Source organism: Achromobacter deleyi, assembly GCF_016127315.1.
GTDB lineage: Bacteria > Pseudomonadota > Gammaproteobacteria > Burkholderiales > Burkholderiaceae_B > Achromobacter > Achromobacter insuavis_A.
In genome coordinates, this window is the sequence record NZ_CP065997.1 from 2,301,803 (window position 1) to 2,316,764 (window position 14,962).

Here is a 14,962-nt window from a genome sequence, read left to right on the forward strand (position 1 = left end):
TCAGCCTCGATGCAGAATGACTTCCAGCACGAACCGGCTGCCGGTGTAGGCCAGGATCAGGAAACCGAACCCGGTCAGGGTCCAGCGCAGGGCGACGCGGCCGCGCCAGCCCCAGATGTGGCGCCCGGCCAGCAGGACGCCGAACGTCAGCCAGGACAGCAGGGTGAAGACGGTCTTGTGGTCGAACGGCAGGATCTGGCCGGTGAGCTTCATGGAGGCGATCGAGCCCGAGCCGACGGCCAGGGTCAGCACCACGAAGCCGATCCAGATGATGCGGAACAGCAGCTGTTCCTGGACTAGCAGCGGCGGCTGCGAGTCCAGCACGCGGCCGACGATGCTGCGCTCGGCGGGGGCGTCCAGCGGACGGTGCAGGTGGCGGTCGAGCAGGGCCATCATCATCGCGTGCAGGGCGGCGATGGTGATCAGGCCGTAGGCGGCCAGGGCGATCAGCAGGTGGACGCGCAGCCAGGCGTTGTCGGCGTGGGGCACGAACTGGCCCTGGGGGAACAGGGCGGCCAGGCCGCTGGCCAGGGTGGCGGCCGGCAGCAGCAGCAATTGCAGGCCGTCGATGCGCACCAGCAGGCTTTCGAGCCAGAAGACGACCATGCCGAGCCAGATGGCGGCCGACAGGGCCAGCGCCCACCCGATGAACAGGTGCGTGGCCCCCAGCATGGATTGCTGCAGCCCGATTCCATGGAGAACCAGGGCTCCCAGCAGGCACAGACGGGCGATCTTGCCCGTTTGCTCGACTTCCCCGGCGCCGGCCAGGCGGATCCAGAGGGACCCTCCGAGCACGGCGTACGCCAAGGCGGCCGCTGTGTGAAATACAATGCCTAGTGACATAGAAACCGTTGTCTGGATGGGGCCTGGGGGCGCATGCCGCCCGACAGTGCGGAATCCGCGCCTGCGGCCACCGTTCAATCAACTAGTTTAAGCGGAAACGCCTCTCATGCTCGATAACCTAACTCAACGCCTGTCGCGCGTCGTCAAGACGCTGCGCGGCGAAGCCCGCCTGACCGAGGCCAACACCCAGGAAATGCTGCGCGAAGTGCGCATGGCCCTGCTGGAAGCCGACGTGGCGCTGCCCGTGGTGCGCGATTTCGTCGCCCGGGTCAAGGAAAAGGCGCTGGGCGAAGAAGTCTCCAGCAGCCTCAGCCCCGGCCAGGCCCTGGTGGGCGTGGTCCACAAGGAACTGACCGCCCTCATGGGCGGCGACCTGGGCGCCGATTCTGGCGAACTGTCGCTGGCGGTGCAGCCGCCCGCCGTGATCCTGATGGCCGGCCTGCAGGGCGCCGGTAAAACCACCACCACCGGCAAGCTGGCCCGCTGGCTGAGCGAAGGCCAGCACACCCAGCACGGCCGCAAGACCGGCAAGAAAAAGGTGCTGGTGGTGTCCGCCGACGTCTACCGTCCGGCCGCCATCGACCAGCTGAAGAGCGTGGCGGCGCAGGTCGGCGTCGATTTCCTGCCGTCCGATCCCAGCCAGAAGCCCGAGGACATCGCCCGCAACGCGGTCGACCACGCCCGCCGCCACCACTACGACGTGCTGATCCTGGACACGGCCGGCCGCCTGGGCATCGACGAGGCCATGATGCGCGAGATCCGCGCGCTGCATGACCTGGTCAAGCCGATCGAAACGCTGTTCGTGGTCGACGCCATGCAGGGCCAGGACGCGGTCAACACCGCCCGCGCCTTCGCCGAGGCGCTGCCGCTGACCGGCGTGGTGCTGACCAAGCTGGACGGCGACGCCCGCGGCGGCGCGGCCCTGTCGGTGCGCCACGTCACCGGCAAGCCGCTGAAGTTCGTCGGCGTCTCGGAAAAGCTGGATGGCCTGGAGCCGTTCTACCCCGAGCGCATGGCGCAGCGCGTGCTGGGCATGGGCGACATCGTCTCGCTGGTCGAGCAGGCCCAGAAGAACATCGACATCGCCGAGGCCCAGAAGCTGGCGGCCAAGATCAAGTCGGGCAACAAGTTCGACCTGAATGACTTCCGCGACCAGCTCGGCCAGGTCAAGAAGCTGGGCGACATGGGCTCGCTGCTGGAAAAGCTGCCGGCCCAGTTCCAGCAGGCCGCCGGCCAGCTGCAAGGCGGCCAGGCGGAAAAGCAGCTGCGCCGCACCGAGGGCATCCTCAACTCCATGACGGCCGCCGAGCGCGCCAAGCCGGAGCTCATCAAGGCCTCGCGCAAGCGCCGCATCGCGGCAGGCTCGGGCGTGCCGGTGCAGGAGGTCAACCGCCTGCTGGCCCAGTTCGAGCAGATGCAGGGCATGATGAAGCAGATGAAGAAGGGCGGCATGGCCAAGATGATGCGCGCCATGGGCGGCATGAAGGGCATGGGCCGTTTCATGAAGGGCTGACCGGCGCGCGGGCGCCCGGCGGCAGGGCCCGTCCCTCGGGCCTGCCGATGAGCGCCGGCTCTTGCTCCGGAATCGGCATCAAAAAAATGGCCAGGCATTGCGCCTGGCCAAATCATCGCGGCAGGCAGGGGGTTCTGCGCCGCGATACGGGCCCGTGAGGGCCCATTCTGTTCGGTTGCCTACGACAGCGGCGGGATGCGCAGCACCTGGCCGGGGTAGATCTTGTCGGGGCTGGTCAGCATGGGCTTGTTGGCCTCGAAGATCAGCGTGTTCTTGGCGCCCTGGCCCTTGCCGTATTGCGCCTCGGCGATCTTCCACAGGTTGTCGCCCTTCTGCACCGTGTACATCTTGGCCTCGGGCGCGGCCTGCTTGACCTTCAACTGATTGTCCACCGCGGCCACGCCGACGGTGTTGCCCAGCGCCAGGGAAATCTTCTCGGCGGCTTCGGTGCTGGCGGCTTCGCCCGCGACCGTGACCTTGTCGCCGTCCACCGTGATCTGCAAGCCATCGGCGTTCAGGCCGTGCTTGTCCAGTTCCTTCTTCAGCTCATCCGCCGTCGCCGCCTTGGCTTCGCTGGCACCGAAGAGTTTTTCTCCAACGTCCTTGATGAAATTGAGCAGACCCATCGTATTTCCTTTATCTATGTTGCGGTGAGAGAAAGAGCGATGCATGTCAGGGCGCGGGGCCCCTGGACTTCTGCGCACGATGCCGGCGATGGCGCGGCCCCGCTGCGGGCGGGGCGGTAGCGTTCAAGCCTGCCTGCCTGCCGGGCCAGGCCCGGGCGCGCCGGCACCAACGATTATGACTCGCCGCGTCGTCGCCAGAGAGGGGTAATCGTGTAACAGGTTGCTAGCCATCCGTCAGGATGATGAAAAAAGGGCTGCATTGCTGCAGCCCTTTTTATGGGTGGCGATCGTGGCGTCCTGGCGGCGCCGCTCAGCCGCCGCCCACCGCGACCACGATCTCGACCTGGTCGCCATCGGTCAGCGCAGTCTGCGCGTGCTGGCTCTTGGGCACGATCTCGCCGTTGCGCTCGACCGCCACGCGCTTGCCGGCATAGCCCAGCGTTTCGAGCAGTTCGTTCACCGTGGTGTCCAGCGGGAACTCACGGGCGTCGCCGTTCAGGGTGATGTGCATGTCGGTCTCCTCAGCGTTTGGCGTAGGCGTCGGTGGCGGCGATCAGGCGCGCCAGCGTGCCGGGTTCGTCGAAGGCGTGGCCCGCGTCGGGCACGATGTGGAATTCGGCCTCGGGCCAGGCGCGATGCAGGTCCCAGGCGGTGCGCGCCGGGGTGCAGGCGTCGTAGCGGCCCTGCACGATGGTGCCGGGGATGTCGCGCAGCTTGTGGGCGTCGCGGATCAGCTGGCCTTCTTCCATGAAGCCGGCGTTGACGAAGTAGTGGTTCTCGATGCGGGCGAAGGCCAGCGCGGCGCGGTCGGCGGCGTGGCTCTGCTGGTGGCGCGGGCTGGGCAGCAGCGTGATGGTGCTGTCTTCCCACTTGCTCCAGGCCTTGGCGGCGCGCAGCTGCTCGGCGGGATCATTGCCCGTCAGGCGCTTGTGGTACGCCGCCACCAGGTCGCCGCGCTCGGCTTCGGGGATGGGGGCCAGGTACTCTTCCCAGCGATCGGGGAACAGCCACGACGCGCCTTCCTGGTAGAACCATTGCACTTCGGCGTGACGCAGCGTGAAGATGCCGCGCACCACCAGTTCGCTGACGTGCTGCGGATGCGTTTCGGCGTAGGCCAGCGCCAGCGTCGAACCCCACGAGCCGCCGAACACCAGCCATTGGTCGGCGCCCATTATTTCGGTGCGCAGGCGTTCGATGTCGGCCACCAGGTGCCAGGTGGTGTTGTTGTCCAGGCTGGCGTGCGGCGTCGAGCGGCCGCAGCCGCGCTGGTCGAACAGCAGCACGTTGTAGCGCTGCGGATCGAACAGCTGGCGATGCACCGGCGAGCAGCCGCTGCCGGGGCCGCCGTGCAGGAACACCGCCGGCTTGCCCTGCGGATTGCCGCACATTTCCCAATAGACCTGGTGACCGTCGCCGGTCTCCAGCATGCCGTGGCGGTAGGGTTCGATCGCGGGGTAGAGCATCAGGCGACTCGCTTGAAGATCAGGTCCCAGACGCCGTGGCCCAGCCGCAGGCCGCGCGTCTCGAATTTGGTCAGGGGGCGGTAGTCGGGGCGCGGCGCGTAGCCGTCCGACGTGTTCTTCAGTTGCGGCTCGTTGCCCAGCACGTCGAGCATCTGCACCGCGTAGTCTTCCCAGTCGGTGGCGCAATGGATATAGCCGCCCGGCGCGATGCGGCTGGCCAGCAGCGCGATGAACGGCGGCTGCACCAGGCGGCGCTTGTGGTGGCGCTTCTTGGGCCACGGGTCGGGGAAGTAGATGTGCACGCCGGCCAGCGAATCCGGCGCGATCATGTCGCGCACGACCTCGACCGCGTCATGCTGGATGATGCGCAGGTTGGGGATGCTGGAGTCTTCGATGCGGCGCAGCAGCGAGCCGACGCCGGCGTTGAACACTTCCACGCCCAGGAAGTTGTCGCCCGGACGCGCCAGCGCGATCTTCTCGGTGGTCTCGCCCATGCCGAAGCCGATTTCCAGCACCGTCGGCGCTTCGCGGCCGAAGGCGGCGGCCGGATCCAGGCGGCGGGCGGCATAGGGGATGGACCACTTGCCCAGCAGCTGTTCCAGCGCGGCCAGTTGGCCCTGGGTGATGTGGCCGCGGCGGTGGACGAAGCTGCGGATGTGCGTGGCGCCCGGACTGTTGGGGGCGTGCGCGGCGCTGGCCAGCGCGGCCTCGGTCTGGGGGGAAACCGGCGCGGGCGCGTCGGGGTTGCCGGGTGTTGCGGGGGTGTTCACGGGCGGATTCGCAGAGCGGTTCGTTGTCATAGGCGGGATTGTAGTGGCAGCCCCGCCGGGCTGCAGTCCGTACTGGGCATTAAATGGGGACTTATCGCTGGCGCGCTGCCCGGCCGTGGCCCGGGGGGCCCACGCGCTATAGTGCAGCCGCGGCGTCCGCCTGGCGCCGCCCGCCCGCCATGAATATCGCCCGCATCGACCTCGTCACGCTCTCGCTTTTCGTCTCGGTGGCCCGCCAGGGCAGCATCTCGGCCGGCGCGCGCGCGTCCCACCTGGCGGTGGGGGCGGCCAGCAAGCGGATCTCGGACCTGGAGGCCGCGCTGGACACCCAGCTGCTGTACCGCAACGCGGCGGGCGTCGAACTGACCGAGGCGGGCCAGGCCTGCCTGGTCCATGCCCTGCGGGTGCTGCAGGAAGTCGAGCAGATGGCGGGCACGCTGTCCGACTATGCGCGGGGCGTGCGCGGGCAGGTGCGCATCGCCGCCAATACCTCGTCGCTGACCCAGTTCCTGCCGGAGGACCTGGCGTCCTTCATGGAAGCGCATCCGGCCGTGCGCATCGACCTTGAAGAGCAGAACAGCAGCGACATCGTCACCGCCGTGCTGGAGAACCGCGCCGACATCGGCGTGTTCGCCGACCGCACCCCGGCGGCGGGGCTGGCCACCGTGCCGTACCGGCTCGACGAACTGGTGCTGATCGTGCCGCAGCGCCATCCGCTGGCGCGCCAGGCGCGGGTGGCGTTCGCCGATACGCTGGCCTACGACTACGTCGGCCTGCCGCCGGCCACATCCCTGGCCACCCGCCTGGCCGACGAGAGCGGCCGGCTGGGGCGCGACATGCGGCTGCGCATCCAGGTGCGCAGCTTCGACGCCATCTGCCGCATGGTGGCGGCCACGCGCGGGGTCGGCATCCTGCCGCGCCTGGCGGCCGAACCGCATGCGCGCTCCATGCCGATCCGGCTGATCGCGCTGTCCGACGACTGGGCGCGCCGCTGGCTGTTGCTGGGGGTGCGCGACGCCGACGCGCTGCCGGTGGCGGCGCGGCTGCTGCTGGCGCATCTGCGCGGCGGCCAGGAGCCGCCCGCGGCCTGAGGCGGCGCGACGGCCCGCCGCGGTTTCAGCCGCGGCGTGGCGCATCAAGGGGCTTTCTCGATCCGGGAATGCCCCTTTCCCGAATCGTCCATTCCGTCGCCACGGGCGATGGCGCACACTGCCCGCCATGATTGGTTGGATGCGCCCGGGAGGCGACATGGCAGGGCAGATACTCGCCGGCATACGCGTGCTGGAACTCGGACAACTCATCGCGGGACCGTTCGCCGCCAAGACGCTGGCGGACTTCGGCGCGCAGGTCGTCAAAATCGAACCGCCGGGGCAAGGCGACCCGCTGCGCAAATGGCGCCTGCTGCACGAGGGCACCTCGGTGTGGTGGGAGGCCCAGTCGCGCAACAAGCAATCCGTGTGCGTGGACCTGCGCCAGCCCGAGGGCCAGGACATCGTGCGCCAGCTGGCGGCCGAGGCCGACGTGCTGATCGAGAATTTCCGCCCCGGCACGCTGGAGAAGTGGGGCCTGTCGTGGGAGACCCTGCACGCGCTGAACCCGCGCCTGATCATGCTGCGCATTTCCGGCTACGGTCAGACCGGGCCGAAGGCGCGCGAGCCGGGCTTTGCCGCCATTGGCGAAGCCATGGCCGGCCTGCGCTACCTGAATGGCGAGCCCGGCCGTGCGCCGGTGCGCGCCGGCCTGTCGCTGGGCGACACCATCGCCGGCCTGCACGGCGCGCTGGGCGTGCTGCTGGCCCTGTACCAGCGCGATGCCCGGGGCGGCCAGGGGCAGGTGATCGACGCCGCCCTGTACGAAAGCCTGTTCAACCTCAGCGAAAGCCTGCTGCCGGAGTATTCGGTGTTCGGCGCCGTGCGCGAGCCAGCGGGTGCGTCGCTGCCGGGCATCGCGCCGTCCAATGCCTATCCGTGCCGCGACGGCTATGTGCTGATCGCGGGCAATGGCGACGCCATCTACACCCGCCTGATGGCCCGCATCGGCCGCGACGACCTGGGCCGCGATCCCGACCTGGCGCACAACGACGGCCGCGCCCGCCGCGTCGCCGAGATCGACCAGGCCATCGGCGCCTGGACCGGCGAGCGTGCCATCGACGCGGTGCTGCAGGCCATGCGCGAGGCCGACGTGCCGTCGGGCCGCATCTATTCGGTGGCCGACATCGCCCATGACCCGCACTATCAGGCGCGCGGCGCCATCACCCGCCTGGAGGCCGTCAGCGGCATCGCGGTGGACATGCCGGCGGTGTTTCCGTGCTTGTCGGCCAACCCCGGCGCGGTGCGCGAGCGCGCGCCGACGCTGGGCGAGCATACGGATGCGGTACTGGAGGCGGCGGGCCTGAGCGCGGCGCAACGCGAGGCGCTGCGGGCGCGCGGCGTGATCGCATGAGCTATTTCAATTTCCACTGCCCGGCAGCGAGGATGCATCCATGAATACCGGCTCCCCCGTCCTGGAAATCAACGAGGTCGGCCCGCGCGATGGCTTGCAGATCGAAGCGCGCATGGTACCCACCGAGGACAAGATCGCCTTCGTCGATGCCTTGTCCGACTGCGGCTTTGCCCGTATCGAGGTCACCAGCTTCACCTCGCCCAAGGCCATCCCGGCGCTGGCCGATGCGGGCGCCGTGATGCAGGGCATCCGCCGCCGGCCCGGCGTGATCTACACCGCGCTGGTGCCGAACATCCGCGGCCTGGAGCGGGCGCTGGAAGCCGGCGTGGATGAGATGAACCTGGTCATGTCGTGCAGCGAGACGCACAACCGCGCCAACCTGCGCATGACCCGCCAGCAATCGTTCGACGAACTCAGCCAGGTGCTGGCCGCCGCCGAACGCGCCGGGGCGCCCTGCAATGTCTCGCTGTCGACCGCGTTCGGCTGTCCCTTCGATGGCGACGTGCCCGCGGCGCAGGTGCTGGACCTGGCCGCCCGGCTGGTCGACGCCGGCGCCCGCGGCATTACGCTGTGCGACACCACCGGCATGGCCTATCCCAGCCAGGTGGGCGAGCTGTGCACGCAGGCCGCGCAACGCTTGCCGGGCAGCGCGCTGACCGTCCATCTGCACAATACGCGCGGCATGGCGCTGGCCAACGCCGTCACCGCCTGGCAGGCCGGCATCACCCGCTTCGACGCCGCTGCGGGCGGCCTGGGCGGCTGCCCGTACGCGCCGGGCGCCAGCGGCAACGTCAACACCGAGGAACTGGTCCACATGTTCGACTGCATGGGCGTGCGGACGGGCGTGTCGCTCGACGCGCTGCTGGCCATCCTGCGCGGACTGCCAGGGCTGGTCGGCCGCGAACTGCCCATGGCTTTGCTGCGCGCCGGCCCCCGACTGGCCGCGCATGCGCCGCCCGCCTGGCTGGCGGAGCGGTTCGGACCGGCCATCGACGCCGCCTAGATTTTTGCCTTACCCCACGCGCCCGTCATCGGGGGCTTTATACAAAAACAGCAAGGAGACAACCGCATGACCGCATTCCGTCCCGTTCCCGTCCTGCGCGCCTGCGCCGTCGCGCTGGGCCTGGCCGCCGCCGGCGCCGCCCACGCGCAGGCGGATTTTCCCAATCGCCCCGTCACGCTGATCGTGTCCGCCGCGCCCGGCGGCACCACCGATATCGCCGCTCGGCTCATCGCCCAGCCCTTGGGCGTCGCGCTGGGGCAGAGCGTCGTCGTCGAAAACAAGCCGGGCGCTTCTGGCGGCATCGCCGCCCAGGCGGTCGCCCGCGCCAAGCCCGACGGCTACACGCTGCTGCTGCAATATTCGGGCTTCCAGGTCATCACCCCGCACGTCACGCCGACATCGGGCTGGGATCCGATCAAGGACTTTGCCCCCGTCGCCAACGTGCTGTCGGCGCCCCAGGTGGTGGTGGTGCGGCCGGACCTGCCGATCAAGTCGCTCAAGGACCTGGTCGCCTACGCCAAGGCCAATCCCGGCAAGCTCAACTACGCCTCGTCCGGCAACGGCTCGTTGCAGCAGGTCGCGACCGAGCTGCTCAACCAGATGGCCGGCACGCAGATCACGCACATCCCGTACAAGGGCACCGGCCCCGCGCTGAACGACCTGCTGGGCGGCGCCGTCGACATGACCATCACCACGCCGCCGCCGCTGCTCGGCCAGATCGCCGCCGGCAAGCTGCGCGCGTTGGCCGTCACCGGCAACACGCGCCTGACGTCGCTGCCGGACGTGCCCACCGCCGCCGAGGCCGGCTATCCCGACCTGATCGTCTCGTCCTGGTTCGCCATGTACGCGCCCAAGGACACGCCGGCGCCGGTGGTGGACAAGATCGCCGGCGAGATCCAGAAGATCATGCAGACCGACGCCTTCCGCCAGAAGGCGGCCGAGCAGGGCGCCGAGGCCGAATTCATGGGGCCGAAGGCGCTGGGCGACTACACCCGGGCCGAGCTGGGCCGCTGGGGCAAGGTGGTGAAAGCGGCGGGCATCACGGCGAACTGAGGGGGGCGGCCTGGGGGGTAAAACCCAGGCTATAATCTTCGCCTCTGCCCGGGTCTTGCGCCAGGGCACGACACCCGAGCGGGTGTAGTTCAATGGTAGAACGGCAGCTTCCCAAGCTTCATACGAGGGTTCGATTCCCTTCACCCGCTCCAAGTGAGACTCACACCCGCTGTGTGACTCTGAGAAGTTTCCTAGGTTGTTGAAATAACAGGAAATTTTCCGTCTTGGCTTCGCTGGCAATCAGTGAAATCTGTCCACAGCTTACCCAGTCAAGTACATTTTTCGGGCCAACAATGCGATATCCGGCTCACCGCATTGATGCGACCTGAAGGTCGGCGCTGAAGTCGCGGCTCCTGTCCCATCTAATCTGGGAGTTTGGAGTTGGAGCATGGCGCTCACCGATCTGCAGGTCCGCAACGCGAAGGCAACGGGCAAGAACTACACCCTGGGCGACTACGATGGCCTGTCGCTCTTCGTCTCGCCAAAGGGCAGCAAGGCGTGGCACTTCCGCTACCACTGGCTGGGAAAGCAGTCGCGGATGTCTCTGGGCATGTACCCCGAACTGAGCTTGCGCGATGCCCGGGCCATGCGGGACGAAGCGCGAACGCTGATTGCCAAGGGCATCAACCCGAGAATCGCGCGCAAGCAGAAGCAGCAGGCCGCTCGGCTGGCAGGTGAGCACACCTTCATCGCGGTGTAGAAAGGTGGCTTGCCTACCGAGCGCTGGCCCTGGAGGAAGGACGACAGAGCACGCTGGCGCAGATCCGGCGGGTGTTCAAGAAGGACGTCATCCCACCCCTGCGGCGAATGGCCATCCACGAAATCACGCGGCATCACCTGCTGGAAGTGGTCGAGCGGATCGAAAAGCGCGGGTCGTTGTCGGTGGCCGAGAAGGTCCGCACCTGGTTCCGGCAGTTGTTCGGATATGCCATGGTGATCGTGCCGGACATGGAGAACAACCCTGCGCGAGATCTGCATGTGGTCGCGGTCCCCTTGCCACCGGTTCAACACAACCCGTTCTTGCGAATGCAGGAAATACCTTCGTTTTTGCGGATATTGCGTACCTACCAAGGAAGAGAGGTGACACAGTTGGCCGTCCGCCTACTGCTGCTCACTGGAGTACGCACAGGCGAACTGCGGCTGGCCACACCCGCCCAGTTCGATCTGAAGCGAGGGCTATGGGTGATCCCTGCAGCGTCACTCAAACAGCACATGATGCTGACCCGTAAACAGCGCAAGCGTGTGAATGACATACCGCCTTACATTGTGCCCTTGTCGAGCCACGCGCAGGAGATCGTCAAGCAGTTGTTGAACGACTTCAAGCCTGCTCAAAAATATCTGTTCCCAGGCGCGCTGCGGCTGACGGATCGGATGAGCGAGAACACCGTCAACTTCGCCCTGAAACGCATGGGCTTCGACGGTCGGCTGACCGGCCATGGGTTGCGAGCAACGATGTCGACCGCCTTGAACGAGATCGGCTATCCCAGGGCATGGGTGGATGCTCAACTGTCACATGCAGATCCGAATCGCATCAGGGCTACCTACAACCATGCGCAATATGTAGAACAGCGACGCGTGATGATGCAGGACTGGGCGAACCGGCTGGATTTGCTGGAACTTGGCGAGGTGGAGGTTGCAAGCCGGCATCTGATCGTGCATTTGCAAGGGTTGCCAGGGGGCTCGCTACCACGCAATCCAGCCTCACACAGTTCAAGAGCACATACCCTTTTTTGAAGTAACTTGTGCTCAGCCAGCCATATCGCTCCCGAACGAGGACGGGGCGATCCAGCACCCACAGGGAGATCGAAGCGAGAGAGAAGAACGCCGGGGAACGGCTGAGCTTGTGCTTAAATTATGAGCGAGGCGACGATCTCGTATGGCTGCAACAGTCAGTTCCTGCGCAGGAGCAGCACCGATTTGGCATTTGGTGTCATGGATGACAGCTAGGCAGCGGTTGCCAGCCCTTCGCTGGCGCGGGCCGAACTCACACTAACCGTCATCAAGCAGTCTATGGCTCTAACATCCGGAAGGTAAGGTGTCAGGAGCACTGAGCATCGCATGGATTGCTCTGCATGCAGAGTGACGGCATGGTCAGTTCTTGGTCGAGGCAGAGGCCGATCGAGATCGGCTCGGGTGAGGTTCCGAGGCAGCAGATGGGGTCCTCGGGGTACGGGTGGCAGGTTGCAAGTAAGCGGTGCAAAATTACTGGACAAAGAATTGCGGGAGGCGCATGGCGAAGAAGAATGGTTTCAAGGGAAGTGCCGCCATCGGCAATTCTGGCATCAAGAAGCACTTTGGGAACGACGAGCTTTGGGCTCCCCTCTTCGAGTTGGCCTGGAATGGATTCGATGCCGGTGCGAGCTTCGTTGCCGTCACTGTGGTCGAGAACGAGATCCACGGTGTGGAGCGGGTCGTCGTTCTGGACGACGGCGAAGGTATCGAGTTTGCCACTCTGGACCACACGTTTGGCAACTTCAACGACTCCTCGAAGAAGGCGAACCTATCGCTCAAGGGGCAGCATGGTCGCGGGCGTCTTGCGTTCCATAAGCTATGCGCCAACGCCTCCTGGTTTACCAGGTTCAAGAGTGTCGATGCAGTAATCGAGATCGCCGAGCCGACCATCAAAGACTTCGAGGCCTGGCTCATAGAAGAAGCTGACCAGAAGCAAGAGGTCCTGACGCATGGCCATGGCACCCTGGTGGAGCTCACTCAATTCACAGATGTCCTGCCGACACAGGATGAGCTCCGGGAGAAATTCGCCGTTGAGTTCGGCTGGTACCTCGCCGTGCACAAGGAGAAGCGGCTGTATCTGAACGGCAGCGCCGTAGATGTGCCTAGACACGAGGCCTTCGTTCAGGCCATTTCTGCGGACGACGAAGCCTTCGAGGCTCAGGTCATCCGCTGGGAGCAACGCCCAACATCAGAAAAGTCATATCTCTACCTGCTGAATTCCAGCGGCGAGTTGGTCTACAAGGTGCTGAGCTCGCTCAACCAGAAGCCAAACTTCTTCACTAGCGTCTGCGTGAAGTCATCATGGGCTGACACCTTCTCGCAGGAACAGGATCTGTTCAATCCTGAAGCGCATACGCCAACGTCCCCTGTCTGGAGAAAGTTCAAGGCTCAGCTGGACCGGCTTGGCCAGTCCGTCTACGACGAGTTCCTTCGCTTCCAGGCGGAGGAAGTTGTGCAGGGCTACGAGGACGAAGGCTACTTCCCGACCTACGCAGGGCTGGATGAGGCGGAGAAAGCATGGCGGCACCAGCATACCCGTGACCTGGTGCGGAACATCTACATCGCCGAGCCGCGCGTCTTTCAAACCGCCAGCAAGAAGCAGGCGAAGCTCATCATCCGGCTGCTGGACCGACTTGCCGTTTCAAATGAGAACGAAGCTCTGTGCGACGTGCTTGAAGGTGCGCTTGACCTCGATGCGAACTCGGTGCAAGACCTCGCAAACCAGCTCAAGAATGCGACTTTCGAGAACATCGTTGCGAGCATCGAAATACTGCAGCGACGGGCTACGGCTGTGGAGCAGTTACGACACGTAATGAACGTGCACTACCGGAAAGTCCTCGAGACGCCCGACCTGCAGAAGGTAATCGAAAGCAACACTTGGTTATTCGGGCCGCGCTACGAGACTCTCGGTGCGGAGGAGGACACCTTTACCGAGATTGCCCGGAAGATGCGCGACGAGGTCATGGCGCGGAACCCTGTCGACATGGACGATGTTGACGACGAAGAGGACCTGCCCGGTGCCAAGCGACAAACCGACCTTTTCCTGGCGCGCAAATTTCCGTCCCTCGATTCAATGGGAAATAGGGTCTTCAAGTGCATCGTCGTGGAGATAAAGCGGCCGGCGATTTCGCTCAACAAAAAGCACCTTCGACAACTCGAGGACTATGCGGAAATCATCAAGCGCCAGCCCCAGTTCAAGTCGGAAAAGATGCACTTTGAGCTCATCCTCCTCGGGCGCCAGATTTCCTCTTCGGACACCATCATTACCAGTCGGCTGAACGCCCATGTCTTGCGCAACGACCCCGGCCTCGTGACAGAGGATCCGCGTATGAAGCTGTACGTCATGAACTGGTACACACTGCTTGATGGGTTCGAGCTGATGCATGGGTTCATGCTCGAAAAGCTGAAGCTCAAGAGGGACGACTACAGCGCGGCGACCAGAGAGGAACTGGTGGCAGAGCTACAGACCGAGCACTGAGCCTTTTAGCTATGGCTGTACAGCTTCCTCAACGACCTCGAGCGCACGAACTTGAAGTTCAGTCGGAAAACTTTTTTTGGCAGAACCTTCCTGCTGGATGGATCTGCGACAAGCCTCAACACGACTATGGAGTTGACCTCCGACTTGGGCTGACAACCGATGGCCAGATAACAGGTCAGCAACTGGTCGTTCAACTGAAAGCGTCGGAGATTGCCAATGCCGCCGACTACGTCGTGGTGAGGCTCGAAGTGACAACTCTTGCACTGCTTCGACAAATGCTTGAAGTTGCAATTTTGGTGAAGTACATCGCGGCGGAGCGAGAGGCCTACTGGCTGCTGTTAAAGGACTTCACTGCTGAGCCAATGGGTGGCCAAAGGACAGTCTCGGTGCGCATCCCGAAAGTCAACCGGCTTTCAGCAAATCCTTGGCCGTTCATCGGTCAGCACGTTCAAGCTGTTCACTTCCGAAAGCTCAATGCAAATCGTCCTGGGCATCCGCAGCAGTGATGCCTGCGGAGCGAAAACTGCCTTTCGACTGCTAAACATTGACGGACTTCACTAACTTCACACTGGTACGGCTCGCGGGGGGCAGGTCAGCAGGTCAGAGGTTGCCTTCCATGCAATCGCATAGCCGATGGCTTGTTACTCATAACTCAAAAAATCACCGCCTTAAAATCATGCGGCACGAATGGTGGCTCTAGGTAGTCGTCACTTGTTTGTTCACCGTCGCTGCCGCACTCGCGCCACCAGTCTGGTGTCAATTAGCGCTAAGTATCTGCGACAGGATCTTGCTCTTCCTGTGGACCAAACTTGAAATCGGCAAACTGAAGCATCATGTTTGCTTGCAGACGCGCCGTCTCGTCAACGCTGAGAAAGTCCAGCCGACCGTTAGGCAGATGTCTGAGTCTCAGCAGGCTCTCTCCCATGCTCGGCGGAATGCGGATCTTGTCGCTTCGAAACGCTTCACGCAAAAGGTGAAATCGAAGCTCGAACTCTTCCCGCGTCTTGGGGGTATCCATTGTTTGAAGGCCGGGGGTCAT

At 64.9% G+C, this 14,962-nt stretch carries 13 protein-coding genes, 1 tRNA gene and 1 pseudogene; 9 read left to right on the forward strand and 6 right to left on the reverse strand.

The features are described 5' to 3' along the window. Positions 1 to 843, reverse strand: a complete 843-nt coding sequence (locus I6I07_RS10400; protein WP_035359597.1) for a cytochrome C assembly family protein — start codon at positions 841 to 843, stop codon at positions 1 to 3. A 106-nt stretch (positions 844 to 949) separates the two neighbouring features. Between I6I07_RS10400 and ffh the strand changes: the two genes are divergently transcribed. Then, on the forward strand, positions 950 to 2,356 hold the full coding sequence (gene ffh / locus I6I07_RS10405) for a signal recognition particle protein (RefSeq protein ID WP_006391538.1): 1,407 nt from the start codon (positions 950 to 952) through the stop codon (positions 2,354 to 2,356). 179 nt (positions 2,357 to 2,535) lie between these two features. Here the strand turns inward: ffh and lysM are convergent, their stop codons facing one another. The 4 genes from lysM to trmB all read right to left on the reverse strand — a co-directional run bounded on the left by lysM (position 2,536) and on the right by trmB (position 5,215). Then, entirely contained in the window at positions 2,536 to 2,982 is a 447-nt protein-coding gene (gene lysM, locus I6I07_RS10410) for a peptidoglycan-binding protein LysM (protein ID WP_025138165.1), read from the reverse strand. A gap of 310 nt (positions 2,983 to 3,292) precedes the next feature. After that, positions 3,293 to 3,493, reverse strand: a complete 201-nt coding sequence (thiS, locus tag I6I07_RS10415; protein ID WP_006391536.1) for a sulfur carrier protein ThiS — start codon at positions 3,491 to 3,493, stop codon at positions 3,293 to 3,295. A 10-nt stretch (positions 3,494 to 3,503) separates the two neighbouring features. Next, positions 3,504 to 4,445 (reverse strand): prolyl aminopeptidase, encoded by a 942-nt coding sequence (pip, locus tag I6I07_RS10420; protein WP_198486576.1) that lies wholly within the window; start codon positions 4,443 to 4,445, stop codon positions 3,504 to 3,506. After that, positions 4,445 to 5,215: a tRNA (guanosine(46)-N7)-methyltransferase TrmB gene (gene trmB / locus I6I07_RS10425; RefSeq protein ID WP_156333443.1), complete on the reverse strand. Its 771-nt coding sequence runs from the start codon at positions 5,213 to 5,215 to the stop codon at positions 4,445 to 4,447. The genes pip and trmB overlap by 1 nt, the downstream gene beginning before the upstream one ends. Before the next feature lie 179 nt (positions 5,216 to 5,394). On the opposite strand from trmB, the gene I6I07_RS10430 reads away from it, so the two are divergent. The 8 genes and pseudogenes from I6I07_RS10430 to I6I07_RS10465 all read left to right on the forward strand — a co-directional run bounded on the left by I6I07_RS10430 (position 5,395) and on the right by I6I07_RS10465 (position 14,429). Beyond that, positions 5,395 to 6,306, forward strand: a complete 912-nt coding sequence (locus tag I6I07_RS10430; protein ID WP_054429110.1) for a LysR substrate-binding domain-containing protein — start codon at positions 5,395 to 5,397, stop codon at positions 6,304 to 6,306. A gap of 157 nt (positions 6,307 to 6,463) precedes the next feature. Continuing rightward, complete coding sequence (locus tag I6I07_RS10435; RefSeq protein WP_198486577.1) at positions 6,464 to 7,657, forward strand: CaiB/BaiF CoA transferase family protein; 1,194 nt, start codon at positions 6,464 to 6,466, stop codon at positions 7,655 to 7,657. A gap of 40 nt (positions 7,658 to 7,697) precedes the next feature. Next, positions 7,698 to 8,660, forward strand: coding sequence for a hydroxymethylglutaryl-CoA lyase (locus I6I07_RS10440; protein ID WP_198486578.1), 963 nt, complete (start codon positions 7,698 to 7,700; stop codon positions 8,658 to 8,660). 66 nt (positions 8,661 to 8,726) lie between these two features. Beyond that, positions 8,727 to 9,713 carry a Bug family tripartite tricarboxylate transporter substrate binding protein gene (locus tag I6I07_RS10445; protein ID WP_198486579.1) on the forward strand — a complete coding sequence of 329 codons (987 nt, stop codon included), beginning with the start codon at positions 8,727 to 8,729 and terminating at the stop codon, positions 9,711 to 9,713. A gap of 78 nt (positions 9,714 to 9,791) precedes the next feature. Further along, a tRNA-Gly gene (locus I6I07_RS10450) sits at positions 9,792 to 9,865 on the forward strand. A 236-nt stretch (positions 9,866 to 10,101) separates the two neighbouring features. Further along, positions 10,102 to 11,387, forward strand: a pseudogene (locus I6I07_RS10455) (tyrosine-type recombinase/integrase); the annotation flags it as partial. A gap of 556 nt (positions 11,388 to 11,943) precedes the next feature. Further along, on the forward strand, positions 11,944 to 13,923 hold the full coding sequence (locus tag I6I07_RS10460; RefSeq protein WP_198486580.1) for an ATP-binding protein: 1,980 nt from the start codon (positions 11,944 to 11,946) through the stop codon (positions 13,921 to 13,923). An 11-nt stretch (positions 13,924 to 13,934) separates the two neighbouring features. After that, positions 13,935 to 14,429, forward strand: coding sequence for a DUF4365 domain-containing protein (locus I6I07_RS10465; protein WP_198486581.1), 495 nt, complete (start codon positions 13,935 to 13,937; stop codon positions 14,427 to 14,429). Between the two features lie 260 nt (positions 14,430 to 14,689). Here I6I07_RS10465 and avs1c read toward each other — a convergent pair whose 3' ends face one another. Further along, positions 14,690 to 14,962: an AVAST type 1 anti-phage system protein Avs1c gene (gene avs1c, locus I6I07_RS10470; protein WP_198486582.1), complete on the reverse strand. Its 273-nt coding sequence runs from the start codon at positions 14,960 to 14,962 to the stop codon at positions 14,690 to 14,692.

What these genes read in the sequence shown, in the direction of transcription:
- I6I07_RS10400 (WP_035359597.1), bottom strand. Translation starts at nt 843, where the DNA reads ATGTCACTAGGCATTGTATTTCACACAGCGGCCGCCTTGGCGTACGCC.
- ffh (WP_006391538.1), top strand. Translation starts at nt 950, where the DNA reads ATGCTCGATAACCTAACTCAACGCCTGTCGCGCGTCGTCAAGACGCTG.
- lysM (WP_025138165.1), bottom strand. Translation starts at nt 2,982, where the DNA reads ATGGGTCTGCTCAATTTCATCAAGGACGTTGGAGAAAAACTCTTCGGT.
- thiS (WP_006391536.1), bottom strand. Translation starts at nt 3,493, where the DNA reads ATGCACATCACCCTGAACGGCGACGCCCGTGAGTTCCCGCTGGACACC.
- pip (WP_198486576.1), bottom strand. Translation starts at nt 4,445, where the DNA reads ATGCTCTACCCCGCGATCGAACCCTACCGCCACGGCATGCTGGAGACC.
- I6I07_RS10430 (WP_054429110.1), top strand. Translation starts at nt 5,395, where the DNA reads ATGAATATCGCCCGCATCGACCTCGTCACGCTCTCGCTTTTCGTCTCG.
- I6I07_RS10435 (WP_198486577.1), top strand. Translation starts at nt 6,464, where the DNA reads ATGGCAGGGCAGATACTCGCCGGCATACGCGTGCTGGAACTCGGACAA.
- I6I07_RS10440 (WP_198486578.1), top strand. Translation starts at nt 7,698, where the DNA reads ATGAATACCGGCTCCCCCGTCCTGGAAATCAACGAGGTCGGCCCGCGC.
- I6I07_RS10445 (WP_198486579.1), top strand. Translation starts at nt 8,727, where the DNA reads ATGACCGCATTCCGTCCCGTTCCCGTCCTGCGCGCCTGCGCCGTCGCG.
- I6I07_RS10460 (WP_198486580.1), top strand. Translation starts at nt 11,944, where the DNA reads ATGGCGAAGAAGAATGGTTTCAAGGGAAGTGCCGCCATCGGCAATTCT.
- I6I07_RS10465 (WP_198486581.1), top strand. Translation starts at nt 13,935, where the DNA reads ATGGCTGTACAGCTTCCTCAACGACCTCGAGCGCACGAACTTGAAGTT.
- avs1c (WP_198486582.1), bottom strand. Translation starts at nt 14,962, where the DNA reads ATGACCCCCGGCCTTCAAACAATGGATACCCCCAAGACGCGGGAAGAG.